Origin of the sequence: Halomonas sp. 328 (assembly GCF_015645095.1) — a bacterium.
In the GTDB taxonomy this organism is placed as follows: domain Bacteria; phylum Pseudomonadota; class Gammaproteobacteria; order Pseudomonadales; family Halomonadaceae; genus Bisbaumannia.
This window is the reverse complement of sequence record NZ_JADOTW010000029.1, coordinates 1-25,979: the sequence shown is the minus strand read 5'-3', so window position 1 is coordinate 25,979 and position 25,979 is coordinate 1. Positions and strand designations below refer to the sequence as shown.

At 69.5% G+C, this 25,979-nt stretch carries 27 protein-coding genes; 20 read left to right on the top strand and 7 right to left on the bottom strand.

Translation table 11 applies throughout. The features are described 5' to 3' along the window. Positions 1-30: 30 nt before the first annotated feature. On the top strand, positions 31-1,284 hold the full coding sequence (locus tag IHD13_RS14515; RefSeq protein WP_195861744.1) for a lytic murein transglycosylase: 1,254 nt from the start codon (positions 31-33) through the stop codon (positions 1,282-1,284). 46 nt (positions 1,285-1,330) lie between these two features. After that, positions 1,331-1,894: a retropepsin-like aspartic peptidase RloA3 gene (rloA3, locus tag IHD13_RS14510; protein WP_195861743.1), complete on the top strand. Its 564-nt coding sequence runs from the start codon at positions 1,331-1,333 to the stop codon at positions 1,892-1,894. Positions 1,895-1,901: 7 nt separating this feature from the next. Here rloA3 and IHD13_RS14505 read toward each other — a convergent pair whose 3' ends face one another. Next, on the bottom strand, positions 1,902-2,615 hold the full coding sequence (locus IHD13_RS14505) for a 16S rRNA (uracil(1498)-N(3))-methyltransferase (protein ID WP_195861742.1): 714 nt from the start codon (positions 2,613-2,615) through the stop codon (positions 1,902-1,904). A gap of 73 nt (positions 2,616-2,688) precedes the next feature. On the opposite strand from IHD13_RS14505, the gene phaR reads away from it, so the two are divergent. The 6 genes from phaR (at position 2,689) to coq7 (ending at position 7,276) form a co-directional block, all read left to right on the top strand. Then, positions 2,689-3,168, top strand: coding sequence for a polyhydroxyalkanoate synthesis repressor PhaR (gene phaR / locus IHD13_RS14500; RefSeq protein WP_326838364.1), 480 nt, complete (start codon positions 2,689-2,691; stop codon positions 3,166-3,168). A 76-nt stretch (positions 3,169-3,244) separates the two neighbouring features. Next, positions 3,245-4,540: a phosphoribosylamine--glycine ligase gene (gene purD, locus IHD13_RS14495; protein WP_195861741.1), complete on the top strand. Its 1,296-nt coding sequence runs from the start codon at positions 3,245-3,247 to the stop codon at positions 4,538-4,540. Positions 4,541-4,586: 46 nt separating this feature from the next. After that, complete coding sequence (locus IHD13_RS14490) at positions 4,587-5,027, top strand: acyl-CoA thioesterase (protein WP_195861740.1); 441 nt, start codon at positions 4,587-4,589, stop codon at positions 5,025-5,027. Between the two features lie 2 nt (positions 5,028-5,029). After that, a complete protein-coding gene (locus IHD13_RS14485; RefSeq protein WP_195861739.1) occupies positions 5,030-5,902 on the top strand; it encodes a phosphoribulokinase in 873 nt (290 codons plus the stop codon). A 25-nt stretch (positions 5,903-5,927) separates the two neighbouring features. Then, positions 5,928-6,269 carry a histidine triad nucleotide-binding protein gene (locus IHD13_RS14480; RefSeq protein WP_195861738.1) on the top strand — a complete coding sequence of 114 codons (342 nt, stop codon included), beginning with the start codon at positions 5,928-5,930 and terminating at the stop codon, positions 6,267-6,269. Between the two features lie 368 nt (positions 6,270-6,637). Then, positions 6,638-7,276: a 2-polyprenyl-3-methyl-6-methoxy-1,4-benzoquinone monooxygenase gene (gene coq7, locus IHD13_RS14475; RefSeq protein ID WP_195861737.1), complete on the top strand. Its 639-nt coding sequence runs from the start codon at positions 6,638-6,640 to the stop codon at positions 7,274-7,276. Between the two features lie 171 nt (positions 7,277-7,447). On the opposite strand, the gene IHD13_RS14470 is transcribed toward coq7, so the two are convergent. From IHD13_RS14470 to IHD13_RS14460, 3 genes are all read right to left on the bottom strand, one after another. Continuing rightward, positions 7,448-7,867: an OsmC family protein gene (locus IHD13_RS14470; RefSeq protein WP_195861736.1), complete on the bottom strand. Its 420-nt coding sequence runs from the start codon at positions 7,865-7,867 to the stop codon at positions 7,448-7,450. Positions 7,868-8,048: 181 nt separating this feature from the next. Beyond that, positions 8,049-8,720, bottom strand: a complete 672-nt coding sequence (gene murU / locus IHD13_RS14465; protein ID WP_195861735.1) for an N-acetylmuramate alpha-1-phosphate uridylyltransferase MurU — start codon at positions 8,718-8,720, stop codon at positions 8,049-8,051. Continuing rightward, positions 8,717-9,742 (bottom strand): aminoglycoside phosphotransferase family protein, encoded by a 1,026-nt coding sequence (locus IHD13_RS14460; protein WP_195861734.1) that lies wholly within the window; start codon positions 9,740-9,742, stop codon positions 8,717-8,719. The genes murU and IHD13_RS14460 overlap by 4 nt, the downstream gene beginning before the upstream one ends. Positions 9,743-9,974: 232 nt before the next feature. Between IHD13_RS14460 and IHD13_RS14455 the strand changes: the two genes are divergently transcribed. Genes IHD13_RS14455 through IHD13_RS14420 form a run of 8 tightly spaced genes read left to right on the top strand, consistent with a single transcriptional unit; the run spans position 9,975 to position 18,104 of the window. Then, complete coding sequence (locus IHD13_RS14455; protein ID WP_195861733.1) at positions 9,975-12,413, top strand: LPS-assembly protein LptD; 2,439 nt, start codon at positions 9,975-9,977, stop codon at positions 12,411-12,413. Between the two features lie 59 nt (positions 12,414-12,472). Next, positions 12,473-13,480, top strand: coding sequence for a peptidylprolyl isomerase (locus tag IHD13_RS14450; RefSeq protein WP_195861732.1), 1,008 nt, complete (start codon positions 12,473-12,475; stop codon positions 13,478-13,480). Positions 13,481-13,482: 2 nt separating this feature from the next. Then, entirely contained in the window at positions 13,483-14,523 is a 1,041-nt protein-coding gene (gene pdxA / locus IHD13_RS14445) for a 4-hydroxythreonine-4-phosphate dehydrogenase PdxA (RefSeq protein WP_195861731.1), read from the top strand. Between the two features lie 41 nt (positions 14,524-14,564). Next, complete coding sequence (rsmA, locus tag IHD13_RS14440; protein ID WP_195861730.1) at positions 14,565-15,368, top strand: 16S rRNA (adenine(1518)-N(6)/adenine(1519)-N(6))-dimethyltransferase RsmA; 804 nt, start codon at positions 14,565-14,567, stop codon at positions 15,366-15,368. A 5-nt stretch (positions 15,369-15,373) separates the two neighbouring features. Then, on the top strand, positions 15,374-15,760 hold the full coding sequence (apaG, locus tag IHD13_RS14435; protein WP_195861772.1) for a Co2+/Mg2+ efflux protein ApaG: 387 nt from the start codon (positions 15,374-15,376) through the stop codon (positions 15,758-15,760). A gap of 21 nt (positions 15,761-15,781) precedes the next feature. Continuing rightward, positions 15,782-16,591, top strand: a complete 810-nt coding sequence (locus IHD13_RS14430) for a symmetrical bis(5'-nucleosyl)-tetraphosphatase (protein ID WP_195861729.1) — start codon at positions 15,782-15,784, stop codon at positions 16,589-16,591. A 26-nt stretch (positions 16,592-16,617) separates the two neighbouring features. Next, positions 16,618-16,953 carry a thiosulfate sulfurtransferase GlpE gene (gene glpE / locus IHD13_RS14425; RefSeq protein ID WP_195861728.1) on the top strand — a complete coding sequence of 112 codons (336 nt, stop codon included), beginning with the start codon at positions 16,618-16,620 and terminating at the stop codon, positions 16,951-16,953. Next, a complete protein-coding gene (locus IHD13_RS14420) occupies positions 16,950-18,104 on the top strand; it encodes a polynucleotide adenylyltransferase (RefSeq protein ID WP_326838363.1) in 1,155 nt (384 codons plus the stop codon). The genes glpE and IHD13_RS14420 overlap by 4 nt, the downstream gene beginning before the upstream one ends. A gap of 168 nt (positions 18,105-18,272) precedes the next feature. On the opposite strand, the gene folK is transcribed toward IHD13_RS14420, so the two are convergent. Continuing rightward, positions 18,273-18,788 (bottom strand): 2-amino-4-hydroxy-6-hydroxymethyldihydropteridine diphosphokinase, encoded by a 516-nt coding sequence (gene folK / locus IHD13_RS14415; protein ID WP_195861727.1) that lies wholly within the window; start codon positions 18,786-18,788, stop codon positions 18,273-18,275. Then, complete coding sequence (gene folB / locus IHD13_RS14410; protein WP_195861726.1) at positions 18,785-19,141, bottom strand: dihydroneopterin aldolase; 357 nt, start codon at positions 19,139-19,141, stop codon at positions 18,785-18,787. The genes folK and folB overlap by 4 nt, the downstream gene beginning before the upstream one ends. A 98-nt stretch (positions 19,142-19,239) precedes the next feature. Between folB and plsY the strand changes: the two genes are divergently transcribed. Continuing rightward, complete coding sequence (plsY, locus tag IHD13_RS14405; protein ID WP_195861725.1) at positions 19,240-19,830, top strand: glycerol-3-phosphate 1-O-acyltransferase PlsY; 591 nt, start codon at positions 19,240-19,242, stop codon at positions 19,828-19,830. 475 nt (positions 19,831-20,305) lie between these two features. Here plsY and tsaD read toward each other — a convergent pair whose 3' ends face one another. Beyond that, positions 20,306-21,343 (bottom strand): tRNA (adenosine(37)-N6)-threonylcarbamoyltransferase complex transferase subunit TsaD, encoded by a 1,038-nt coding sequence (gene tsaD / locus IHD13_RS14400; protein WP_195861770.1) that lies wholly within the window; start codon positions 21,341-21,343, stop codon positions 20,306-20,308. 261 nt (positions 21,344-21,604) lie between these two features. Here tsaD and rpsU point away from each other — a divergent pair, with 261 nt between their 5' ends. From rpsU to rpoD, 3 genes are all read left to right on the top strand, one after another. Beyond that, positions 21,605-21,820, top strand: coding sequence for a 30S ribosomal protein S21 (gene rpsU, locus IHD13_RS14395; protein ID WP_016416934.1), 216 nt, complete (start codon positions 21,605-21,607; stop codon positions 21,818-21,820). A 128-nt stretch (positions 21,821-21,948) separates the two neighbouring features. Then, positions 21,949-23,784 (top strand): DNA primase, encoded by a 1,836-nt coding sequence (gene dnaG, locus IHD13_RS14390; RefSeq protein WP_195861724.1) that lies wholly within the window; start codon positions 21,949-21,951, stop codon positions 23,782-23,784. Between the two features lie 214 nt (positions 23,785-23,998). After that, positions 23,999-25,831, top strand: coding sequence for an RNA polymerase sigma factor RpoD (gene rpoD, locus IHD13_RS14385; protein ID WP_195861723.1), 1,833 nt, complete (start codon positions 23,999-24,001; stop codon positions 25,829-25,831). The last annotated feature ends 148 nt before the right edge of the window (positions 25,832-25,979 follow it).

Genomic DNA, 25,979 nt, shown 5'->3' with positions numbered 1-25,979 from the left:
GCTCTTTGCCAAGGAAAGCAGGAACACGAGATGCCCAGGCCCCTGATGCTCCCCCTTCTTCTTCTCGCCCTGGCCGGCTGCCAGAGCACCCCGCCCCCGGTCCAGGCCGACACGGGCCAGGAGGCCGTGGCCGCTTCCGCGTCCGAGGCCGCCGTCGAGGCGGCGCAGCCCACCGATTTCTCCACCTGGCTGGCGCAGTTCCGTCGCCAGGCCCGGGCCGAGGGGATCGGCGAGGCGACCCTCTCCCGGGCCCTGGATGGGGTGCGTTATCGCCCCCGGGTGATCGAGCTGGATCGCCACCAGCCGGAGTTCGTGCGGCCCATCTGGGAGTACCTGGACAGCGCCGTCTCCGCCCAGCGGGTCAACCAGGGGCGCGACAAGCTGGCCGAGCATCGGCGCACCGCCGAGGCCATGGCCCAGCGCTACGGGGTGCCCGCCGAGATCCTGGTGGCGATCTGGGGCATCGAGAGCAACTACGGCGGCAACTTCGGGAACTTCTCCACCCTGGAGGCCCTGGCCACCCTGGCCTACGACGGCCGGCGCCGCGACTTCGCCCGGGGCGAGCTGATGGCGGCACTGCGCATCATCGAGGCCGGCGATATCGCCCCGCAGCGGATGATCGGCTCCTGGGCCGGGGCCATGGGGCACACCCAGTTCATTCCCTCCAGCTTCGAGGCCTATGCGGTGGATGGCGACGGCGATGGGCGTCGGGATATCTGGGGCAGCATCCCCGATGTGCTGGCCTCCACCGCCAACTACCTGGCCGAGGCGGGCTGGCGCCGGGGCGAACCCTGGGGCGTGGAGGTGCGCCTGCCCCAGGGCTTCGATTACGCCGAGGCGGAGCTCGACACCCGCCTGAGCGCCCGCGAATGGGCCGAGCGGGGCGTGCGGTCGATAAGCGGCGCGGCGCTGCCCGACTTCGCCGCCGCCTCGGTGCTGGTGCCCGCCGGCGCCAATGGGCCGGCCTTCCTGGTGGGACCCAACTACCGCGCCATCCTGCGCTACAACAACGCCACCAGCTATGCCCTGGCGGTGGGCAGCCTGGCCGATCGCATCGCCGGTCGTGACGGAGTGGTGGCCGGCTGGCCGCGAGGCGAGCAGCCGTTGACGCGTGGCCAGGTGCGCGACCTGCAGGAGCGCCTCAATGCCCGCGGCTTCGACACCGGCACCCCGGATGGCATCCTCGGGCCCAATACCCGACGCGGGTTGCGCGCCTTCCAGCGCAGCATCGGCGAGGCGGCGGACGGTTTCGCCACTCGACGCCTGCTGGATGCCCTGCGCTAGGCCGGTTATTGCGTCGTCGTATCGAGCTTGGAGGAGACCCGTGAAGATGCCTTGGAATCGCTGGTGGGGAGTCGTGGCGCTGCTGCTGGCGGCGCCGCTGGCGGCCGATGAGCGGCCGGTACTGGGTTGGGTGGAGAAGGCGACCCTCGAGCCCTGGGGCATCGAGGTCAAGGCCAAGCTGGACAGCGGCGCCCTGACCTCCTCCCTGGATGCCCGGGAGATCGAGACCTTTCGCCGCGACGGCGAGCGCTGGGTGCGCTTTCGTCTCGACCTGGAGGACGAGGCCAGCGGCGAGGTGATCAGCGAGACCCTGGAGCTGCCCCGGTATCGGCGGGTGCGGTTGCGCGGCGCCGGCGGCGAGGACTCGCGGCCGGTGGTGCTGATGGATATCTGCGTCGGCGGCACCATCTACGAGGAGCAGTTCAGCCTGCGCGACCGGGGCGACATGAACTACCCGCTGCTGCTGGGGCGGCGCACCATCGGTCACCTGGGGCTGCTGGACGTGACCACCACCTTCCGGCAGCGCCCCGACTGCGATGACGACTCGCCGCGGGTGGCCCATGATCCCGACGAGGACGCGCGCTTCGCCGACGAAGAAGGCGGTGAATGAGCTGGCCTCAGCCCAGCCGGGCCAGTAGCGCCACCACCGCGGTCTCCACCCGCAGGATGCGCTCGCCCAGGTGGACGCCCTGGCAGCCCGCGGCCAGCAGCTGCTCCACCTCGTAGGGAATCAGCCCCCCCTCCGGCCCCACCACCAGCAGGGCCGGCTCCGCCAGGCCCCGGGGGCAGGCCTGCTCCATGCCGGGGTGGGCCACCAGGCCGCGGCGTCCCGCGAGGCGCCCCGGCAGCAGGTCCTCCACGAAGGGCTTGAAGCGGGTCGCCAGCTCGATCTCCGGCAGCCGGGTATCCCGGGCCTGTTCCAGGCCCAGGACCAGGTGTTCGTGGATCTTTTCCGGACGCAGCTCCGGCGACTGCCAGTAGCTCTTCTCCACCCGCCGGGTATGCAGCAGGGTCAGCCGCTTCACGCCCAGGGCGGTGACATGCTCCAGGCTGCGGGCCAGCATGCGCGGCCGTGGCAGGGCCAGCACCAGCTCGATATCCAGGGCCGCGGGCGGGGCCTGGTCGAGGGCATCGACCTCGAAGCGGGCCTCCTCGGCCTCCAGGCTCAGCAGCCGGCCGCGGCCGATGCCGCCGCTCAGGACCCCCAGGGTCAGCTCGTCGCCCGGGGCGGCCCGGTGCACCTCCTTGAGGTGGCGCAGGCGCCGCGGGTCGCGGACCCGGGCCTGGTGACGGTCGTGAAGGTCTTCCGGGGCGAGGAGAATCAGGTTCATAAGGGCTCGTCAATTGGCGTCCTGGGGTGGCGCGGTGCACAATACCTGCAAAGCCGACCACAGGAGCCGTGCCGTGCGCGTGATTCGCAAGTATGCCAACCGTCGCCTCTATGATACCGAACAGAGTCGCTATGTGACCCTCGAGGATCTGCGCCAGTTGGTGATCGACGAGGTGCCCTTCCGGGTCGAGGACGCCAAGAGCGGCGAGGACCTGACCCGTACCATCCTGCTGACCATCATCATCGAGCAGGAGCAGGCCGACGGCGATGCCGAGGTCTTCTCCAATGACCTGCTGGCCCAGCTGATCCGGGTCTACGACATGGCGCAGCCGCTGCCCCTGGCCCGCTACCTGGAGCAGGGCACCCGGCTGATGCTGGAGCAGCAGAAGCAGATGCAGGACCAGTGGCAGCAGGCCATGCGCCATACCCCCATGGAGCTGATGCGCGAGCTGGCCGAGGAGAACATGCGCTTCTGGCAGCAGACCTTCGGCGGCATGGGCCGCGCCCCCGGCGACAAGGGCGGCGACAAGGACAAGGACGGCGACAAGGAATAACCCGCCGACGGCTGGGTGCCTTTCTGGCATAATGCCGAGCCCCAAGCAGCGATTTCCCCGATAGCAAGGTACTCCCATGAAGGTTCTGATCATCGGCGGCGGCGGCCGCGAGCATGCCCTGGCCTGGAAGGTCGCCCAATCGTCCCAGGTGAACGAGGTCTTCGTCGCCCCGGGTAACGCCGGTACCGCCGGCGAGGCCAAGCTCACCAATGTGGCCATCGCCGCCGATGCCCTGGACGAGCTGGAAGCCTTTGCCCGCCGCGAGGCCATCGACCTGACCATCGTCGGCCCCGAGGCGCCGCTGGTGGCCGGGGTGGTGGACCGCTTCCGTGACGCCGGCCTGGCCATCTTCGGGCCCACCGCCGGTGCCGCCCAGCTGGAAGGCTCCAAGTCCTTCACCAAGGACTTCCTGGCCCGCCACGCCATTCCCACCGCCGACTACCAGACCTTCACCGCCGTGGAGCCGGCCCTGGCCTACCTGGCCGAGAAGGGCGCCCCCATCGTCATCAAGGCCGACGGCCTGGCCGCCGGCAAGGGGGTGATCGTGGCCATGACCCAGGCCGAGGCCGAGGCGGCGGTGCGCGACATGCTCGAGGCCAACGCCTTCGGCGATGCCGGTGCCCGGGTGGTGATCGAGGAGTTCCTGGAGGGCGAGGAGGCCAGCTTTATCGTCATGGTGGATGGCGAGGCCATCCTGCCCATGGCCACCAGCCAGGACCACAAGCGGGTCGGCGAGGGCGACAGCGGCCCCAACACCGGCGGCATGGGCGCCTACTCCCCGGCGCCGGTGGTCGACGACACCATCTTCGAGCGCATCATGGCGCGGGTGATTCGTCCCACCGTGGCCGGCATGGCCGCCGAGGGCCACCCCTACACCGGCTTCCTCTACGCCGGCCTGATGATCGACGCCGACGGCAACCCCAAGGTGATCGAGTACAACTGCCGCTTCGGCGACCCGGAGACCCAGCCGATCATGCTGCGCCTGCAGTCCGACCTGGCCGAGCTGTGCCTGGCCGGCGCCCGGGGCGAGCTGGCCGGCAAGGCCTGCGATTGGGATCCGCGGGCCGCCGTGGGCGTGGTGCTGGCCGCCGAGGGCTACCCCGGCAGCTACCGCAAGGGCGACCCCATCGAGGGGGTCGAGGCCGCCGAGGCCACCGGCTGCAAGGTGTTCCATGCCGGCACCCGCGAGGACGAGCAGGGCCGGGTAGTCACCAGCGGCGGCCGGGTGCTCTGCGTCACCGCCCTCGGCGAGGGCGTCTCCGCCGCCCAGGCCCTGGCCTATCGGGGCGTCGAGGCGATTCACTGGCAGGGCGTCTTCTGTCGGCGCGATATCGCCTATCGGGCCATCGCCCGGGAGCAGGCCCAGGGCTGACCCGAGGTCGCTCCACGCCAACAATAACCACGAAGGAGCCGCCACCATGGAACGTGTTCGCCTGGAATTTCCGGCCGAGGCCTGGACGCATCGCCACTCGCTGGCGGTGCGCATCACCGACATGAACTATGGTCGCCACCTGGGCCATGATGCCCTGGTCTCGCTGCTCCACGAGGCCCGCACCCAGGCCTTCGCGGCCCTGGGCGTCACGGAGTGGGATATCCACGGCCGCCCCAGCGTGGTGGCCGACCTGGCCATCCAGTACCAGGCCGAGGCCCGCTGGCCCGATACCCTGGAAGTGGAGACCGCCCTACCGGTGCCCGCCGGCAAGGCCCTGGTGGCCTTCCAGCGGGTGGTGCGCCCCGCCGACGGCGTCCAGGTCGCCCTGGCGCGGCTCAACCTGCTGCTGCTCGACCCCGCCAGCGGGCGTCCGGCGGCGGTGCCCGAGGCGCTGCGTCGGCGCCTGACGCCGGGCGAGGGGGGCTGAGCATGTCCCGCGAATACCCGATCATCGCCGTGACCGGCTCCTCCGGGGCCGGTACTACCACCGTCCGCCGCACCTTCGAGCGCATGTTCGTGCGCGAGGACGTGCATGCCGCCACGGTCGACGGCGACGCCTTCCATCGCTATACCCGGGCCGAGCTGGCGCGCATCTTCCGCGAGGAGCCGGAGCGCAAGGACGAGCTTTCCCACTTCGCCGTGGAGGCCAACCTGCTCGACGAGCTGGAGGCGCTCTTCCTGGAGTATGGCGAGCAGGGCAGCGGCACCTATCGGCACTATATCCATGCCGAAGACAAGCGCATGATCGAGAGCGGCTACCAGGTGGGCACCTTCACCGAATGGCAGCCGTTGCCCTGCGGCACCGACCTGCTCTTCTACGAGGGGCTGCACGGTGGCCTGGTCACCACCGAGCACGATATCGCCCGCCACGTGGACCTGCTGGTGGGGGTGGCCCCCACCATGAACCTGGAGTGGATCCAGAAGATCGACCGCGACACCAAGCTGCGGGGCTACTCCCAGGAGGCGGTGATCGATACCATCCTGGGGCGCATGCACGACTATGTGCGCTATATCCAGCCGCAGTTCTCGCGCACCCATATCAACTTCCAGCGGGTGCCCACGGTGGATACCTCCAACCCCTTCGAGGTGCAGGATATCCCCACCGATGCCGAGTCCTTCGTGGTGATCCGCTTCCGCGATCCCTCCACGGTGGACTTCCCCTACCTGCTGGCGATGATCCAGGATTCCTTCATGAGCCGTCCCCACACCCTGGTGGTGCCCGGCTCCCGGATGCCGCTGGCCATGGAGCTGATTCTCGCGCCCCTGGTACGCCACCTGCTGGCCCAGCGGCGCTTCCGTTGATCGACCCCGAGCCCGAGGAGGCCGCATGGATTGCCTGTTCTGCAAGATCATCAATCGCGAGATTCCCGCCGATATCGTCTACGAAGACGAGCATGTGCTGGCCTTCAATGACATCAATCCCCAGGCCCCGACCCATGTGCTGATCATCCCCAAGCGGCATATCGCTACCCTCAACGACCTCGAGGAGGCGGACCTGGCCCTGGTGGGACGGTTGCAGTACACCGCCGCCAAGCTGGCCAAGGAGGCCGGCTTCGCCGAGGAGGGCTATCGGGTGGTGATGAACTGCAATGAAAAGGGCGGCCAGACGGTCTACCATATACATATGCACCTGATGGGCGGTCGCCGCTTCACTTGGCCGGCTGGCTAGCCGGCGCTCTGCGACCAAGCGCTCGGGGTTGCCGGACATCGGGCCCTCTGCGTGTCGCGCCCCCAGTCGCGTTGCGACGCATCGGTGCATCTTCCTTCGAGCCGGGGCTTGCCCCGGCTCGATTCGTTCCGTTACCCGAGAAAGTGGAACTCCAGCAGAGTATCGCAGCTGGAATGGCTGAGGGGCGCTGTGGGCAGGATGGAGCGGGGGTTTTTTGCCAGGGATGGCAAAAGTAGCGCCCAGGGATGGGTTTACAGCGCCCCGCGATGGCCTGCCCTCAGGATAGCCCCGAGCCTCAAGAAGGAGACTGACTTGGGAGGCGAGGGGCGCTGGGGTAAACTGGGTCCAGTTGTCACGAGGCTTATTCCATGCGTCACCTGACCCCCAGCGATCGCCTGATCGATCAGTTCGATACCGTGCTGCGCACCCTGGTGCCCCATGCCGCCCAGCCCTCGCGCCCCTCGCCGGCGGCAGGGGTCCATGACGAGGCGCTCTCGGAAAGCGAGCGTGAGCAGGCCATCGGCCTGATGCGCATCAACCATACCGGCGAGGTGTGTGCCCAGGCCCTCTACCAGGGCCAGGGGCTGACCGCCAAGCTGCCGGATACCCGCGAACAGATGGAGCAGGCCGCCCAGGAGGAGATCGATCACCTGGCCTGGTGCGACGAGCGCCTGGAGGAACTGGGCGGGCGCACCAGCCTGCTCAACCCGCTCTTCTATGCCGCCTCCTTCGGCCTGGGGGCCGTGGCCGGCGCCGTGGGCGACCGGGTCAGCCTGGGCTTCGTCGCCGCCACCGAGGAGCAGGTGGGCAAGCACCTGGACGAACACCTGGAGACCCTGCCCGCCGGCGACCGCCGCTCCCGGGCGGTGCTGGCGCAGATGCGCGAGGACGAGGCCCACCATGAGCGATGGGCCCTGGAGGCCGGCGGCGCCCGTTTCCCGGCCCCGGTCAAGCTGGGCATGCGGCTGATGTCCAAGGTGATGACCAAGAGCGTTTATAAGCTATAACCCGGCTGCGCCGGGAGCTTGAAGCCATAAGCCGGAAGAAAAAACCGCTTCCGAGGTCTTGCTTCGGAGGCGGTGTTATTTAGGCTGCTATCCAGCTTCCAGCTTCCAGCTTCCAGCTTCCAGCTTCCAGCTTCCAGCTTCCAGCTTCCAGCTTCCAGCTTCCAGCTTCCGCTAGTCCTCGACGATGGTATAGGAGTGGCTGATCTCCACGCCGCCCTTGCCGAGCATGATGGAAGCGCTGCAGTACTTGTCGGCGGAGAGTTCCACCGCCCGCTGTACCTGCTTCTCCTTGAGGTTCTTGCCGCTCACCGTGAAGTGCACATGGATCCTGGTGAAGACGCTGGGCACGCTGTCGGCACGCTCCGCCTCCACCTTGGCCACGCAGTCATGCACGTCGGCCCGGGCCTTCTCGAGGATCTCCAGCACATCGAAGGAGGTGCAGGCGCCCAGGCCCATCAGCAGCATCTCCATGGGGCGGGGCCCGGTGTTGCGGCCGCCATGATCGGGGGGGCCATCGATCACCACGCTATGGCCGCTGCCACTCTCGGCAACGAATTGACGACCGTCGGTCCACTTTACTGAGGCTTGCATAAGCCGTGCTCCTTCCCGTTGTTCAATTCAATGATGCTTGTCTGTCACGGCCAAAACGGCCGCTCCCGGCTCTTTACCACCCCAGGCAACGAATTGACGACCGTCGGTCCACTTCACTGAGGCTTGCATAAGCCGTGCTCCTTCTCGGTTTGCAACTGCGTGTGTCTGTCGAGGGTAACGCTTAGCCTCGCAGGGCGCTAAGGCGGCGATCCAGGGCTGTGAGGCGCTCGGGGGTTCCCACGTCGACCCAGTCGCCCCGGTGATGGCTGCCGGATACCCGTCCCGCCGCCATGGCCCGGCGCAGCAGCGGCGCCAGGGGGAAGGCGCCAGCGGGTTCGTTGGCCACCAGGGCCGGGGCCAGCAGGCTCAGGCCGGCGAAGGTCAGGCGCGGCTCGCCGCGCTCCCGGACCCGGCCCTGGGCCTCCAGGTGAAAGTCGCCGTGCGGGTGATGGTCGGGGTTGTCCACCAGCACCAGGTGGGCCAGGTCCGCCCCCAGGGACGGCAACCGGCGGGGGTCCAGGTCGCACCAGATATCGCCGTTGACCAGCAGGAAGGGCGCCTCGCCCAGCAGTGGCAGGGCCCGCTGGATGCCGCCGCCGGTCTCCAGGGGGGCCTCCTCGCGGCTCCAGGCGATGCGTACGCCGAAGTCGCTGCCGTCCCCCAGGGCCGCCATGATCTGCTCGGCCCGGTAGCTGACGTTGATCACCACCTCGGTGATCTCCGCCGCCGCCAGGCGCTCCAGGTGATGGACGATCAGCGGCTTGCCGGCCACCGGCAGCAGCGGCTTGGGACAGTGGTCGGTGAGGGGGCGCATGCGGGTGCCGAGGCCCGCGGCCAGGATCATCGCCTTCATCTCTCGAGCGCCTCCCGGGCCAGGGCGGCCGTTAACGCCGGGGCGAAATCGGTCTCCAGCCAGGCGGCGAAGTCGTCGTGTGCCGGCAGCCCCGCCAGGCTATCGCGCAGGTGGTCGAGGAAGTGGGGCAGGCGTGCCAGGTAGCCGGTCTTGTGGTCGCGATGGGTCAGCCGACAGAAGATCCCCAGCACCTTGAGGGCGCGCTGGGCGGCCATGGCCTCGACCTGGTGGCGCCAGGTCTCGGCATCCAGGTCGGCGGCCAGGCGCCCCTCGGCCTGGGCGTGTTCCCGGAAGTCGTCCACGAAGGCGGCGAAGGTCGCGGCGTCGAAACGCCGGTAGCGGCCCCGCAGCAGCGAGATCAGGTCGTAGCTCGGCGGACCCGCCACGGCGTCCTGGAAATCGATCAGGGTCAGGGCATCGCCCCGGACCATCAGGTTCATGGCGTCGAAGTCACGATGCACCGCCACCCGTGGTTGGGCCAGGGCCGAGGCAATCAGCGCCTCCCGCAGGGCCGGCCAGCTCGGTGGCGTAGGCAGGGCCAGCCAGGTCAGGCACCACTCGGGGAAGAGATCCAGCTCGCGGCCCAGCAGGGCGGCGTCATAGGCGGGCAGCTCCCGGAGGGGAGCGGCCGCCTGAAGCCGGTGGAGCAGGGCGATGGCCCGCTCGTGCCAGGTCAGCAGGGCGGCCTCGTCATCGAAGCAGACCGAGAGCGGGGTGTCGCCCAGGTCCTCCAGTTCCAGGAAGCCGGCGTCCAGGTCGATGGCATGGAGGTGCGGCACCGGCAGGCCGGCGCTCTCCCAGGCCTGGGCGATGGCCACGAAGGGGCGGCTATCCTCCCGGGCCGGCGGGGCGTCCATCAGGATGCGGGTCCGGCCATCAGGCAGGGTGGCGCGGTAGTAGCGGCGAAAGCTGGCGTCGCCGGCGGCCAGGCGCAGCTCGCAGGCCTCAGTGGCCAGGTCATGCTGGCTGGCGAACCAGTGGCGCAGCCGGTCGAGGCGCGGCGCGGAAGCGGCCGGGGACATAGAAACTCCTTGCTGGCGGGCGCTCGTCCCTCGGACGGCGAGATCGTGGCGGCGAAGTTGACGCCTTGGGGACGGCGCCGCATGCTGGGCGCTGCTTGCGCGAGACGGGCCCGGCGTCGGACCGCCGAGCCGCTCCTGGCGGCTCTTCACGCTCCGGGCGTGACTCCCGCGCAGCAGAGCCGAAATACGCGCTGTATAATACCGATTTCATTCGCCAAGGACACCGACGACGATGGGCAAGCGATTCACCCGGACTGCCCTGGCTAGCCTGATTGGCGCCGCCTCCCTGGGGGGCATTGCTCAGGCGGCCCCGCCCGAGCCGCTGGCGGCCAGCCAGCTCGATTGGCACCCCTGGGGGGATCAGCGCCCCGCCGACGCCCTCTGCCGGGGGCGCTACCTGGTTCCCGACTATCGCCTGCCCGCCGGTGCCACGCCGGAGGAAGTGGTGGGGGAGTCGGAGCAGGCCAGCTACGGTGAGGATGGCGAGGTGATCCTCGGCGGCGAAGTGGTGCTGCGGCGCGGCACCAGCCAGCTGGAGTCGCCCCGGGTGCGGGTCACCGCCGAGCGTGACCGGGCCCTGGCGGACGGCCCCCTGGCGCTGCGCGATACCGGCCTGCTGGTGCGTGGCGAGGCCGGCGAACTCTCCCTGACGGACGATGCCGCGACCATCGAGCGGGCCCACTATGTGGCCCACGAGCAGCACCTGCGGGGGGGCGCCCAGCGCCTCGAGCGCCTGGCCGATGGCCGCTTTCGCCTGGCCTCGGCGAGCTTTACCAGCTGCGAGCCCGGCAGCGAGCTGTGGCGCCTGGTCACCGGCGACCTGGTGCTGGATCAGGCCAGTGGCTTCGGTACCGCCCGCCATGCCCGCCTGGAGGTGGGCCGGGTGCCGGTCTTCTACTGGCCCTGGGTGCGCTTTCCCATCGATGATCGCCGCCATACCGGCTTCCTGTGGCCGACCCTGAGCGTCTCCGGCGACGGGGTCGACTATGCCCAGCCCTTCTACTGGAATATCGCCCCCAACCGGGATGCCACCATCACGCCGCGCTGGATCAGCGATCGGGGCCTGCTGCTCGGCGGCCAGTATCGCTACCTCCATCCCAGCGACGCCGGTCAGCTCGACGGCGCCTACCTGCGTCACGACGATGGCGGCAGCGGCCCGGCGGGCAGCGCCGGGCGGCGCTTCGAGGGCGAGGATCGCTGGTATGTGGACTACCGCCACCAGGGCCGCTTCTCCGAGCGCCTGGGCTATCAGCTGCGCTATGGCGCCGCCAGCGATGGCCGCTACTTCGACGATTTTGGTGGCGACTTCGGCGAGCGTACCACCACCTATATGCCGCGCCTGGCGCGCCTCGATTACCGCGGACCGGTGTGGCGCCTGGAGGCCCGTGCCCAGGGTTTCCAGCGCCTCGACGAGCCGCTGGCGGATCGCGACAAGCCCTTCTATCGCCTGCCCAGCCTGACCGCCGATGCCCGCTGGCAGCAGCAGGGTTTCTACCAGCAGTGGCGCTCCAACCTCACCTACTTCTGGCGGGATATCGACGAGACGAGCCTTCCCCAGTCCCTGGAGCGCGAAGCCGCGGTGGGGACCCGGCTGCACCTCTCGCCGGCCCTGGGCTGGCGCTTCGACGACAGCTGGGGGCACCTGGAGCCGCGCCTGGAGTGGCTGCATACCGCCTATGACCTGGACTACGGCGACCGGATCACCGACCGTGACCGCCGGCCCGAGCGCAGCCTGCCGGTGTTCTCGGTGGATGGCGGCCTGGTCTTCGAGCGTCCCCTGACCCTGGGGGGGGCGGACCATCGCCAGACCCTGGAGCCGCGCCTCAACTACGCCTATGTGCCGGCCCGGGATCAGCGCGAACTGCCCGATTTCGACGCCAGCGAGCGAGCCTTCTCCTGGCAGCAGCTGTGGTCCCCCTACCGCTTCTCCGGGGCCGACCGGGTCGGTGACCTCAACCGCCTCTCCTATGGGCTGAGCAGTCGCCTGCTGGAGGATGCCAGCGGCCGCGAACGCCTCGGCCTGCACCTGGGCCAGGCCCTCTACTTCGAGGATCGCCATATCGACCTGAATGGCGACCCGGACACCCTGCCCCCGGAAGCGGACTTCCAGCGCTTCTACAACGCCACCCGCGATCGCTCGCCCCTGGTGGCCCGCGCCGACTGGCGGCATGGCGCCCGCTGGTCCAGCCACTACGAGATCCTCTACGACGACCACCTGGAGCGCACCGAGCGGGCCGCCGCCGGGCTCCAGTACCGTGATCCCCGCGGCCATGTGGTGAACCTTGGCTACCGTTGGGAGCTCCAAGGCTTCGACCCGTCGGTGGAGGTGGGCGATGACGCCTTCCGCAACTTCGATCGCGAGGAGTTCGACCTCTCCTTCGCCTGGCGGGCCAATGCCCGGGTCGACCTGATCGGGCGGCTGCTCTACGACAACACCAACGACCGCTTCCTGGAACAGCTCGCCGGGGTGCAGTGGAACGACTGCTGCTACGGCGTGCAGCTGGTATGGCGGGAGTGGGTGGATGACAATGACACCGGGATCCTGGCCGACGACTTCAACGACCGGGGGCTCTTCCTGCGCTTCGTGCTCAAGGGGCTCGGTGGCGTGGGCGGCGATGCCGGCGATTACTTCGAGCGGACCATTCCGGGTTACCGCCCGGCGGCCCTGTGAGGATCCGACGGGCCCCAAGGAAGTGAATTTTGATGATCAAGACAATCAACGAGGTAGTTATGCGCAGTCGTTTCTCCGCCAGCCTGGCCGTGGTGCTGTCGCTGCTGGCCCTGCCCCTGGCGGCCCAGGCCCAGAGTCAATTCCAGGGCCAGGGCGAGTTCCGGGGGCAGCCCTTCGAGCGCCAGGCGCTGGATCGCATCGTGGCGGTGGTCAACCAGGGCGCCATCATGGCCAGCGAACTGGACGCGCGCCTGGCCCAGGTGCGTAGCCAGCTGGCCGGGCGTGGCATCCAGGCGCCCTCCGACCAGGAGCTGCGTGCCCAGGTGCTGGAGCGCATGATCGTCGAGGAGCTGCAGCTGCAGCGGGCCGAGGAGGCCAACCTCAGCGTCGATGACACCGAGCTCAACCGGGCCGTGCGCAGCGTGGCCGAGAGCAATGGCATGAGCCTCGAGCAGTTCGCCGACGCCCTGGAGGCCGATGGCCTCAGCCTGGCCCTGGTGCGCGAGGATATCCGCCGCGAGCTCCTGACCCGCGAGCTGATCCAGCGCCAGGTGGCCAACCGCATCACCATCAGCGAACGCGAGGTGGAGCGCTTCCTGGCCCAGCAGGGCGAGGCCGGCGATGCCCGCTACCGCCTGGGGCATATCCTGGTGGCCCTGCCGCGCTCGCCGAGCAGCCAGCAGGTGCAGGAGGCCCAGCAGAGGGTACGCCGCCTGGCCGATGAGCTGGCCGCCGGTGCCGATTTCGGCGCCCTGGCCGCGGCCCATTCCGACGGTGGCCAGGCCCTGGAAGGCGGCGACCTGGGCTGGCGCACCGCCGGCGAGCTGCCGACCATTTTCGTCGACCTGGTGCCGACCCTCGCCGTGGGCGAGGTCAGCGAGCCGCTGCGCAGCCCCAGCGGCTTCCATCTGGTCAAGCTGGTCGATCGCCAGGGGGGGCAGGCCATGCCCGCCGAGGCCCAGCGTCAGCAGGCCCAGGAGCGGCTCTTCCAGCGCAAGGTCAACGAGGAGATCGAGACCTGGCTGCAGGAGCTGCGTAGCCAGGCCTTCGTCGATATCCGGCTCTGACCATGGTCGCGCCCCTCCTGGCCCTGACCAGCGGCGAGCCCGCCGGCATCGGCCCCGACCTGACGGTGCTGCTGGCCGCCGATCCCGCGCCCCTGCCGGGGCGCCTGGTGGCCATCGGCGACCCGGCCCTGCTCGCCGAGCGGGCCCGCCTGCTGGGCCTCGAGCTGCGCATCCGCGAGCTGGCGCCGAGTGAGGCGCCGGGGCCCCGGGTGGCCGGCGAGCTCGCCGTCTGGCCGGTGCCCCTGGCGGCGCCGGTGACCCCGGGGCGGGTCGATCCCGCCAACGCCGACTATGTGCTGGCGACCCTCGACCTGGCCATCGCCGCCTGCCGCGACGGTCGCGCCCAGGCCATGGTCACCGCGCCCCTGCACAAGGGGGCGATCATCGAGGGCGGTCACCCCGGCTTCACCGGTCACACCGAGTACCTGCGCGACGCCTGCGGCGTCGACGAGGTGGTGATGATGCTGGCCACCGACGCCGCCCTGCACGGCCGGGTGCTGGGTCAGGCTCGCTGCCCGCTGCGGGTGGCCCTGGCCACCACCCATCTGCCCCTGCGCCAGGTGCCCGATGCCATCACCGCCGAGGGACTGACCCGGGTGCTGCGGCGCCTGGAGGCGGGCCTGCGCCGCGACTTCGGCCTCGCCAAGCCACGCATCCTGGTCTGCGGCCTCAACCCCCACGCCGGCGAGGAGGGCCACCTGGGCCGCGAGGAGATCGAGGTGATCGGCCCGACCCTGGCGGCGCTGCGCGACGAGGGGCTCGACCTGGTGGGTCCGCTGCCGGCGGACACCCTCTTCACGCCGCGGCATCTCGAGGGGGCCGATGCGGTGCTGGCCATGTATCATGATCAGGGACTGGCGGTGCTCAAGTACGCCGGCTTCGGCCGCGGCGCCAATATCACCCTGGGCCTGCCGCTGGTGCGCACCTCGGTGGATCACGGCACCGCCCTGGACCTGGCCGGCAGCGGCCGGGCCGACCCGGGCAGCCTGCGGGTGGCCCTGGCCCTGGCGGCGGAGATGGCCGCGGCCCGTGCCACGCCCTGAGCCGTCAGCGACTCTTCTTGCAGCAAAGGATCCTATAGCGCATGTCATCTCGACCCCCGACGCACCGGGCCCGTAAACGTTTCGGGCAGAACTTCCTGCGCGATGCCGGCATCATCTCGCGGATCGTCCGCGCCATCGGCCCGCGTCCCGGGGAGCGCCTGTTGGAGATCGGCCCCGGCCAGGGGGCGCTGACCGGGCCCCTGCTGGAGGCCGCCGGCGCCCTGGAGGTGATCGAGCTGGATCGCGACCTGATTCCCGGGCTGCGGGTGCAGTTCTTCAACTACCCCGACTTCGTGATCCACGAGGGCGACGCCCTCAAGTTCGACTTCCGCGCCCTGCGCGGCGAGGGCGAGGCGCTGCGGGTGGTGGGTAACCTGCCCTACAACATCTCCACGCCCTTGATCGTGCACCTGCTGGGGGCCGGCGACGCCATCGCCGACATGCACTTCATGCTCCAGAAGGAGGTGGTGGAGCGCCTGGCCGCGGCCCCCGACACCGCCGACTGGGGACGCCTCTCGGTGATGGCCCAGTACCACTGCCGGGTCGATTCGCTGTTCGTGGTGCCGCCGGAGGCCTTCGTGCCGCGGCCCAAGGTGGACTCCGCCATCGTGCGCCTGATGCCCCATGAGCACCTGCCGCACCCCGCCAAGGACGAGGCGCTGCTCTTCGACCTGGTGCGCGAGGCCTTCGGCCAGCGCCGCAAGACGCTGCGCAACAACCTCAAGGGGCGCATCAGTGCCGAGGCGTTGGTCGAGCTGGGCATCGACCCGGGCCGCCGCCCTCAGACCCTGAGCGTCGAGGAGTTCGTGCGTATCGCCAACAGCCTGGCCGAGGAGGGCGTTTGAAACCCATGGGCGAGAGCGAGTCACCGGCCATTCGTATCGACGTGCAACCCGAGTTCCAGGCGGAGGAGTCGTCGCCGACGGAGCAGCGCTATGTGTTCAGCTACACCGTCACCGTGCACAACCACTCCCGGCAGAGCGTGCAGCTGCTGGCCCGCCACTGGAAGATTACCCAGGGCAGCGGCAAGGTCCAGGAGGTGCGCGGCAAGGGGGTGGTGGGCAAGCAGCCGCTGATCGGCCCCGGCCAGACCTTCCGTTACACCAGCCGGGCGGTGCTGGATGGCCCGGTGGGGGTGATGGAGGGGGCCTACACCTGCATCGAGACCGCCTCCCAGACCCACTTCGAGGTGCCCATCGCGCCCTTCCGGCTGGCCGGCCCCAACCAGGTCCACTGAATCCCGACGCCAGGAGTCACCATGACCACCTACGCCATCGGCGATCTCCAGGGCTGCCACGGCGAATTCGTCGCCCTGCTGGAGCGCCTCTCCTTCGACCCGCGCCGCGACCGGCTATGGCTGGCCGGCGATCTGGTCAACCGCGGTCCCGGCTCCCTGGCCTGCCTGCGCGAGGTGGCCGCCCTGGGCGAGGCCGCCCGGGTGGTGCTGGGCAACCATGACCTGCACCTGCTGGCGGTGGCCCGGGGCGATGCCGGGCTCAAGCGCAGCGACACCCTGGACGCGATCCTCGAGGCCCCGGACCGCGAGGCGCTGCTCGACTGGCTGCAGTCCCGGCCGCTGCTGGTGCGCGACGGCGAGGACGTCATGACCCATGCCGGCCTGCCGCCCCACTGGTCCCTGGCCCAGGCCGAGGCCCTGGCCGATGAGGTGGCCGGGGCCCTCACCGGCGAGGCCGGCGGCGCCTTCCTGCGCGACATGTACGGCAACCGCCCGGCCTGCTGGCGCGACGACCTGGCGGGCATCGATCGGCTGCGGCTGATCGTCAACACCCTGACCCGCATGCGTTTCATCGATGCCGAGGGCTGCCTCGACTTCTCCGCCAAGGAGGGCCTCGACTCGGCGCCGCCGGGCTTCGCCCCCTGGTTCCAGTACCCGCGGCCGGACGCGCCGCGTATCCTCTTCGGCCACTGGGCGGCCCTGGAGGGCCAGACGCCGACCAGCCGCGTCGACGCCCAGGCCCTCGACACCGGCTGTGTCTGGGGCGGACGCCTCACCGCCCTCGACCTGACGAGCGGCGAGCGACATAGCGTGCCCAGTCGCCAGCGCTGATCTTTCCCCCGATTCCCGGAGCCACCATGAACCAAGCCCCCTTCGAGCACCTCGACGTGGACACCCTGGCCGGCTGGCTGGCCGACCAGGCCCCCCTGACCCTGGTCGATATCCGCGATCCCCTGAGCTTTTCCCAGGGCCATATTCCCGGCAGTCGCCACCTGGACAACACCAGCGTGGCGGCGCTGCTGGAGGAGGCCCCCAGGGAGCGCCCCCTGGTGGTGGTCTGCTACCACGGCAACTCCAGCCAGCAGGCCGCCGCCTGGCTGGGCGGCCAGGGCTACGACCGGGTCTATAGCCTGGACGGGGGCTTCGGCGACTGGGTCGCTCGGCATCCCGAGCGGGTGGAGCGCCAGGGGTGAGCGACGATCCCTGTCTCGTGGGCCTCGAGGTCTACTGCGTGGGCGGAGCGGTGCGTGACGCCCGCCTGGGCTGGCCGGTCGCCGACCGCGACTGGGTGGTGGTGGGGGCGACCCCCGAGGCGATGCGCCGACGCGGCTTCAAGCCGGTGGGGCGCGACTTCCCGGTCTTCCTGCACCCCGAGACCCATGAGGAGTACGCCCTGGCCCGCACCGAGCGCAAGGCCGGCCACGGCTACACCGGCTTCGTGGTGCATGCCAGCCCCGAGGTTCCCCTGGAGGAGGACCTGGCGCGCCGCGACCTGACCATCAATGCCATGGCCGAAGCACCGGACGGGCGCCTGGTGGACCCCTACGGCGGCCTGGCGGATCTCGAGGCGCGCATCCTGCGGCATGTCTCGCCGGCCTTCGTCGAGGACCCGCTGCGGGTGCTGCGCACGGCGCGCTTCCTGGCCCGCTACTGCGGCCTGGGCTTCACCATCGCCGAGGAGACCCGGACGCTGATGGCCCGGCTGGTGGCGGAAGGCGAGCTGGCGCACCTGGTGGCGGAGCGGGTCTGGGTGGAGACCGAGAAGGCCCTGGACGAGCCCCACCCGGAGGCCTACTTCCAGGCCCTGCAGGAGTGCGGCGCCCTGGCCGTGTGGTGGCCGGAGCTGGCCGCCGACGAAGCGGCCCTGGACGCCGCCCTGGATCGCCTGCCGTGCCTGCCGGAAGACGATGCCGAGGCTCGTCAGTGGCGCTGGGCGCGCCTCGTCGAGCACCTGGACGACAACGAGCGGACGCGGCTCGGCGAGCGGCTGCGCCTGCCCAAGGCCTATGCGGCCCTGGCCCGCCAGGTGGCCCTGACGCGCGCCCTATGGCAGGGCGCCGAGGCGGCGCCCCCCAGCGCGGATGCCGTGCTGGCCTGGCTGAATGGGGTCGATGCCTGGCGCCGCCCGGAGCGGGTGCCGCCGCTGCTGTCGCTGGTCAGCCTGGAGAATGCCGAGCTGGCCACCGACCTGTCGCTGGCCTGGCGCCTGGCCGGGCAGGTGGTGCCCCGGGCGCTGATGGAGGAGGGTTTCAAGGGCAAGGCCCTGGGCGAGGCCCTGGCCCGCCGCCGTCACGAGGCGATCGCCGCGGCCCTGGCCGGCGAGGCGGGAGAGTCGACGCCCTGAACCGGAAGGGCGCTGCCGCGGAGGTGGTTGATCTTGTGGGAGATGCTATGTTGCTTCCCCCAAGCCGTCACAGAGGGTTTTGTGGGAGCTCAGCTCCGCTGAGCGATTGGCGCCACAGGCGCCCTGCTGCTGCGACCCATGAAAAAGCCACCGTCTTAGGGTTCAGATCTAATCCGGCCAGGAGATTCGCCGCCCCTGCCAGGTAAACTCCACCGGGCGCAGGGTCTGGTCGCGCTTGTCGAAGGCGGCCCAGAGTTCGTCGTAACGCCGGCCATCCAGGGGGTGGCGTGCCTCGGGCAGCAGCTCCGCCAGGGGCCAGAGCACGAAGGCGTGGTGGAGGATCTCGTCCCGGGGCAGGGCCACGCCATCCTGCATGCCGGTCAGCTCGCCCACCGTCAGTAGGTCGATATCCAGGGTGCGGGGGCTGAACTTGGGGCTGTCCTTGCGCCGCCCATGGGCGAACTCCAGGCGCTTGCACCAGGCCTGCAGCTCGCCCACCGAGGCGTCGCTCTCGAAGGCCACCACCAGGTTGTAGAAGTTGCGGCCATCCTCAAAGCCCACCGGCTCGCTGTCGAAGACCCGCGAGATCTCGAGCTCGCCGAAGGCCTCCGCCAGGGCGTCCAGGCAGCGATGCACATGGTGATCGCGGTCGATATTGCTGCCGATGCTGGCGGTGACCCTCATGCCCGCTGGCCCCGCTCGATGGTCACGCCCACCGCCGCCGCCTGGGGCACGGCGCCGGGCTTGCGCACCGTCAGCCGCAGCCAGGGAATGCCGAACTCCGCACGCAGGGTGGCGGCGAGGCGCTCGGCGAAGGTCTCCACCAGCTCGAAGTCATGGGCCGCGGCGAAGGCGGCGATGCGCTCGCTGATGGCGGCATAGTCCAGGGTCTGGCTCAGGTCGTCGTTGGCCGCCGCCGGGCGGATATCGGTGGCCAGGGCCAGGTCCAGTACCAGCCGCTGCTGGATGCTGCGTTCCCAGTCGTAGACGCCGATCACGGTGTCCACTGCGAGTGCCTCGATCAGCACGAGATCCATTCCCTACCCCTGCCTTGGTCGTGGTGGTGTGGCAAAGGCTCGATTGTACGCGACTCGCCAGGCAGAATCATGGTGTCGCCACGCTTCGGGAACCGTTCATGTCGCCCACGACACTGGCCCTGCTGCTCGCCCTGATGGGGCTAGGTTACCTGTGCGGTTCCTGGCTGGGCTCGCTGACCGTCTGCCGCCTGGCCGGGGTGGGGGACCCCCGCTACGCCGGCTCCCGCAATCCCGGTTTCTCTAACGTACTGCGCCTGCATGGCCTGCCGCTGGCCCTGGCCACCCTGGCCCTGGACGCCGGCAAGGGCATGCCGGTGCTATGGCTAAGCATGGCCCTGGGGCTGTCGCCCTGGGCCCAGGGGCTGGTGGGGCTGGCGGTGCTGCTGGGGCACAGCTACCCGCTATGGCACCGCTTTCGTGGCGGCAAGGCGGTGGCCAGCGCCTTCGGCGTGCTGCTGGTGCTGGTGCCCCCGGTGGCCCTGCTCTGCGCCCTGTGCTGGGCCCTGCTGGCCTGGCGGGTGCGTACCGCGGCGGTGGCCTCGCTGAGCAGCGCCCTGCTGGCGCCCCTGGCCAGCCTGTGGCTGGCGCCGGACTACGCCCTGGTGGTCACCGGCTTCGCCCTGTTGGTGCTGGCCCGCCACTTCTGGAACCTGCGCCGGCTGCGCAGCGGCGAGGAGCCGGGGCTCTAACGCCGGAAGCCGGAAGCTAGAAGCTGGAAGAAAAACCAAGTCGGCATGGGTAAGGGCTTCGGCGATATCGCCCGCAGGGCGATCCTGGTTGCCACCAAGGGCGACTTCGTCGCCCAATCGCCGAGACGTCGGACCGTCGGCATAGTCGGAGCGCCGAACCGCAAACTCCCACAATAGCGAGCCGGAAATAGGCTATGTCGAGGCTTCACGCTGATCTGTGATGGCACAAAGTTCTAGCCGGTGCCGCCGAGGTAAGGGCTTCGGGCCAGGAGGGCGAGCGATTTCGCCGGGACGCCGCCACGCAGCGAGCCGAGTAGCGGCGATCAACAGGGATGTCGAGGGAGAACGTGCGCGTTTGCGATCGGCGAGAGGGACCTCGGTCCGATTCGTCGCGTAGCGAGGCTCGCGCAGTGGCGGGGTTTCGTCCCGGTGGTGAGCGAGCCCCCTGGGCCGAAGGCCGTATTAGCCGGTGGTCTTAGCTGGCCTCGGGAGGCGTCAGGGTATCCATCGGCCAGCGGGGGCGGGCGGCGAAGACGCCGGGTTCATCGCGTTCGCCGGCGAGCAGGCGTTGGGCGCCTACGTAGGCGATCATGGCGCCGTTATCGGTGCAGAAGCGCCCCCGCGGGTAGTAGGCCCGGGCGTCGCGCTTGGCGCACTCGTGCTCCAGGCGCTCGCGCAGGCGCACGTTGGCGCTGACCCCGCCGGCCACCACCAGGCGCTTGAGGCCGGTCTGGTCCAGGGCGCGGCGGCACTTGATCACCAGGGTATCCACCACCGCCTCCTCGAAAGCCCGGGCGATATCGGCGCGGGCCTGATCGTCCAGGGCACCCTCCGCCTCGAAGGCGCGCAGGGTGGTCAGGGTATGGGTCTTGAGGCCGGAGAAGCTGAAGTCGAGCCCCGGGCGGTCGGTCATGGGGCGCGGGAAGCGCAGCCGCTTGGGGTCGCCCTGTTCCGCCAGCTTGGCCACCCGGGGACCGCCCGGGTAGTCGAGGCCGAGCATCTTGGCGGCCTTGTCGAAGGCCTCCCCGGCGGCGTCGTCCACCGACTCCCCCAGCAGTTGATAGCGACCGATGCCCTGCACCTCCACCAGCTGGGTGTGGCCGCCGGAGACCAGCAGCGCCACGAAGGGGAAGGCCGGGGGCTCGTCCTCCAGCATGGGCGCCAGCAGGTGGCCCTCCATATGGTGCACGCCGAGCACCGGCCGCTCCAGCGCCAGGGCCAGGCCATGGGCGGTGGCGGCCCCCACCATCAGGGCGCCGGCCAGCCCCGGGCCGGCGGTATAGGCGATGCCGTCCAGGTCGCCCCGGCTGAGGTTCGCCTCGGCGAGCACCTCGTCGACCAGCGGCAGCAGCTTGCGGGTATGATCCCGGGACGCCAGCTCCGGCACCACGCCGCCGTAGTCGGCATGCATGGCCACCTGGCTGAAGAGGGCATCGGCCAGCAGGCCGTGCTCGGTATCATAGAGGGCGACGCCGGTCTCGTCGCAGGACGTCTCGATCCCCAGTACACGCATGATGGTCAAAGGCTCGCTGGCTCCAAGGAGAGGCGCTATTCTACGCGCTTGCCCGCGGCGCGTCAGCGTCATTTGCAAAGCCGGGCGACCACGTCTAGAATACTGTGCGCTGTAAGACTGGGTCGTGCACCCGGATTCCCGCTTCCCCACATTTGTCTGCTCACGGTCGTTTCCTCGACCGAGTCGGAGTCTGCGACGGAATCGAGTCCTCAGGGTGTGCGTATCATCCGAACTCATGATCCTAAGGTAGGTGAGTGCTTAATGCCTTCTGTCAAAGTACGTGACAACGAGCCGTTCGACGTCGCACTGCGTCGCTTCAAGCGTTCCTGCGAAAAAGCCGGTGTTCTCTCCGAAGTTCGTCGTCGCGAGCACTACGAGAAGCCGACTGCCGAGCGCAAGCGCAAGGCGGCTGCCGCCGTCAAGCGTCACGCCAAGAAGCTGCAGCGCGAGCGCAAGCGTTTCGAACGGCTGTACTGATCCGTACTGGGGGCGATAAGGGCGCCTGGCGCATATCGTCCCGGAGGGATGCCAAGCGGCCGCCATTCGGTGGCCGTTTGTTTTTTTGCTGGACGACTTGACCTGCCGGTCTCTCGGGCGACTCAGCCATGGGACAGATTCCCCAACGCTTTATCGATGATCTCCTGGCCCGCGTCGACGTGGTCGAGGTGGTGGGGGAGCGTGTCCAGCTCAAGAAGGCGGGGCGCAACTTCAGCGGCCTCTGCCCCTTCCACCAGGAGAAGACGCCGTCGTTCACCGTCAGCCAGGACAAGCAGTTCTATCACTGCTTCGGCTGCGGCGCCCACGGCAACGCCCTGCGTTTCCTGATGGAGTACGACCAGCTGCGCTTCCCCGAAGCGGTGGAGCAACTGGCCGGCCGGTTGGGCATGGAGGTGCCCCGGGAGGGCGCCGACGACCCGAGGGCCCAGGCCCGGGAGCGCAAGCGCCAGGAAGGCGTCAACCTGCTGGAGCTGGCGGCGAGCTTCTTCCGCGAGCGGCTGAAGATGCCCGAGGCCCAGGCGGCCCGCGGTTACCTGGAGCAGCGCGGCCTGTCGCCGCAGGTCCAGGGCGACTTCGGCATCGGTTACGCCCCGGACGCCTGGGAGGGCCTCAAGCGCCACCTGAGCGAGCGGGGCATTCCCGAATCGGTGCAGGTCGAGTATGGCCTGCTGGTGCATCGCGAGGAGAGCGGGCGCACCTACGACCGCTTCCGCGACCGGGTGATCTTCCCGATCCGCGACTTCAAGGGGCGCACCATCGCCTTCGGCGGGCGGGTACTGGGCGACGCCAAGCCCAAGTACCTCAACTCCCCGGAATCGCCGGTGTTCCACAAGGGGCGCGAGCTCTACGGCCTCTATGAGGCGCGCCAGGCCAATCGCCAGCTGGAGCGCCTGGTGATCGTCGAGGGCTACATGGACGTGGTGGCCCTGGCCCAGTTCGGCATCCGCAACGCGGTGGCCACCCTGGGCACCTCCACCAGCGAGGAGCACCTGCAGCGGCTGTTCCGCCTGGTGGGGGAGGTGGTGTTCTGCTTCGACGGCGACCGCGCCGGGCGCCAGGCCGCCAGCCGCGCCCTGGAGACGGTGCTGCCGCTGATGATCGACGGCCGCCAGGCGCGTTTCCTGTTCCTCCCTGAGGGTGAGGACCCGGACACCCTGGTGCGCCGCGAGGGCCCCGAGGCCTTCGAGGATCGCATCACCTGCGCCAGTCCGCTCTCCGAGTTCCTCTTCGAGGAGGCCGGACGCGGCCGGGACCTGGCCCGGGTGGAGGATCGCGAGCGCTTCGCCACCACGGTGCTCAAGGCCCTGGAGAAGCTCCCCGAGGGGGTGCTCAAGTCGCTGCTGCTGGGCGAGCTGGCCAAGCGCACCGGCGTCGAGGCAGGGCGCTTCCAGGCGCTGATGAAGGCGGCGGAACCCGCGCCGGTCGAGGCGGAGGCCCCGCCGCCGATGCCTGATGCGCCCCCCGGGGAGTGGGGCGAACCCGCCCCGGAAGCGGCGACGCCGCGGCGCAAGGGCGCACCGCTGACCCTGCTGGGGCGCGCCCTGCAGCTGCTGGTGCATGAGCCTGCCCTGGTGGCGCGGCTGCCCGAGGAGGACGGCTGGTGGCCCGCCGAGGACCCGGATGCGGGCCTCTTCGGCGAGGTGATTCGCCTGCTGCGGGCCGGCGGCTACCGCAGCGGCCAGGTGCTGCTGGCCCACTTCCATGGGCGCCCCGAGGGGCAGCGTCTGGCGGAACTGGTGCGTCGCGAGCTGCCGATTCCCCGGGAGGTGCGCGGCGAGGAACTGGAAGGCCTGGTGGCGCATTTTCGTCACCAGCACCAGCAGCGCTCGCCGCAGAGCGAATTCGAGGCACTGCTGTCAAAGGAACGTAACGGCGAACGGCTCGGTCGAGAAGAGAAGCAGCGGCTCAATGAGCTGGTGCTGACACTGAGTCGGGGCCGATAAGGCGGGCAGGGCTTGAAAAGTCGCCGGTCACCTCCATCTAGGGGGCAGCCGGGAATTTCCATCGGGGAAACCGTACAACCTAACACACCTGAACCATGGCGCAAATGGAGCGCTGGCGGATAGGCGGGGTCAGACGCTATACTGTTTGGCTTTATGGATTTTCGACGCCTGAGCGTTCGGGTGCTTCATTCTTCTTCGTCGAGATAGGGTATCTATGGCTGGAAATGCGCAGCAACAGTCGCGTCTGAAGGAGCTGATCGCGCGCGGCAAGGAACAGGGTTACCTGACCTACGCCGAGGTCAACGATCACCTCCCCGAGGATATCGCCGACCCGGATCAAGTGGAAGACATCATCGGCATGATCAACGACATGGGCATCAGCGTCGTTGAAGTCGCGCCGGATGAAGACACCCTGATGATGTCCGACCACTCCACCGACGAGCATGCGGCGGAAGAGGCCGTGGCCGCGCTGGCTGCCGTGGAAAGCGACGTGGGCCGCACCACCGACCCGGTGCGCATGTACATGCGCGAGATGGGTACCGTGGAGCTGCTGACCCGCGAGGGCGAGATCGAGATCGCCAAGCGGATCGAGGAGGGCACCCGCGAGGTGATGTCGGCCCTGGCTTATCTGCCCGGTGCCGTGGAGTCGATCCTCGAGGCCTATGATGCCACCCAGGACGAGGAGGCCCCGGGCCGCCTCTCCGACCTCTTCTCCGGCTTTATCGATCCGGACGAGGGCATCCCCGGCGTGGCCGAGGCCGATGTCCCCGAGGAAGAGGAGTCCGCCTCCGTCGACGACGAAGACGAGGATGCCGAGGAAGAAGAGTCCGGCGGTGGCCCCGATCCCGAAGAGGCGCGTGCCCGTTTCGAGCAGATCCGTGAGCAGAACGCCCTGGTCAAGGCCGCCGTCGAGAAGCATGGCCACGGCTCCGCCGAGGCCCAGGCCGAGCAGGCCCGCCTGGCCGAGCTGTTCTCGCCGATCAAGCTGGTGCCCAAGCATTTCGAGCGCCTGGTGGGTCAGGTGCGCATTAGCGTCGAGCAGGTGCGTGCCCAGGAGAAGGCGATCATGCAGGTGTTCGTCAAGCGCGGCAAGGTGCCCCGCAAGGCGTTCATCAAGTCCTTCCCCGGCAACGAGTCCCGCGCCGAGTGGATGGACGAGTTCCTCGCCGACAACGCCAAGTACGCCGATCGCCTGGAACCCTTCCGCGGCGACGTGCAGCGCGCCCAGCGCAAGATCGCCTTCGAAGAGGACATGGTCCAGCTGCCGGTGGGCGAGCTCAAGGAGGTCAACCGTCGCCTCTCCATCGGCGAGGCCAAGGCGCGGCGCGCCAAGAAGGAGATGGTCGAGGCCAACCTGCGCCTGGTGATTTCCATCGCCAAGAAGTACACCAACCGCGGCCTGCAGTTCCTGGACCTGATCCAGGAGGGCAATATCGGCCTGATGAAGGCGGTGGACAAGTTCGAATACCGTCGCGGCTACAAGTTCTCCACCTACGCCACCTGGTGGATTCGTCAGGCGATCACCCGCTCCATCGCCGACCAGGCGCGCACCATCCGTATCCCGGTGCACATGATCGAGACCATCAACAAGCTCAACCGGGTCTCCCGGCAGATGCTGCAGGAGATGGGCCGCGAGCCGACCCCGGAAGAGCTCGGCGAGCGCCTCGAGATGCCCGAGGATAAGGTACGCAAGGTGCTGAAGATCGCCAAGGAGCCGATCTCCATGGAGACGCCCATCGGCGACGATGACGACTCCCACCTGGGCGACTTCATCGAGGACGGCACCATGCTGCTGCCCATCGATTCCGCCACCGGCGAGGGGCTGATCGAGGCCACCCGCAACGTGCTCGGCGGCCTCACCGCCCGCGAGGCCAAGGTGCTGCGCATGCGCTTCGGCATCGACATGAACACCGACCACACCCTCGAGGAGGTCGGCAAGCAGTTCGACGTGACCCGCGAGCGGATCCGTCAGATCGAGGCCAAGGCGCTGCGCAAGCTGCGCCACCCGTCCCGCTCGGAGCCGCTGCGCTCCTTCCTGGACGAGTAAGGCGGCTCGCCCCGCCGATAGAAAACGGCCGCGGGCCCGGGCGCGGGGGGTTTTTTTTGTGGGGGGGGGGGCGGCCGGGGCCCCCCCCCCCCCCGCCCCGCTCAAGAGTGTGGGGGGGGGGCCGGCCCGGGGCCCCCCCGGGGGCGGA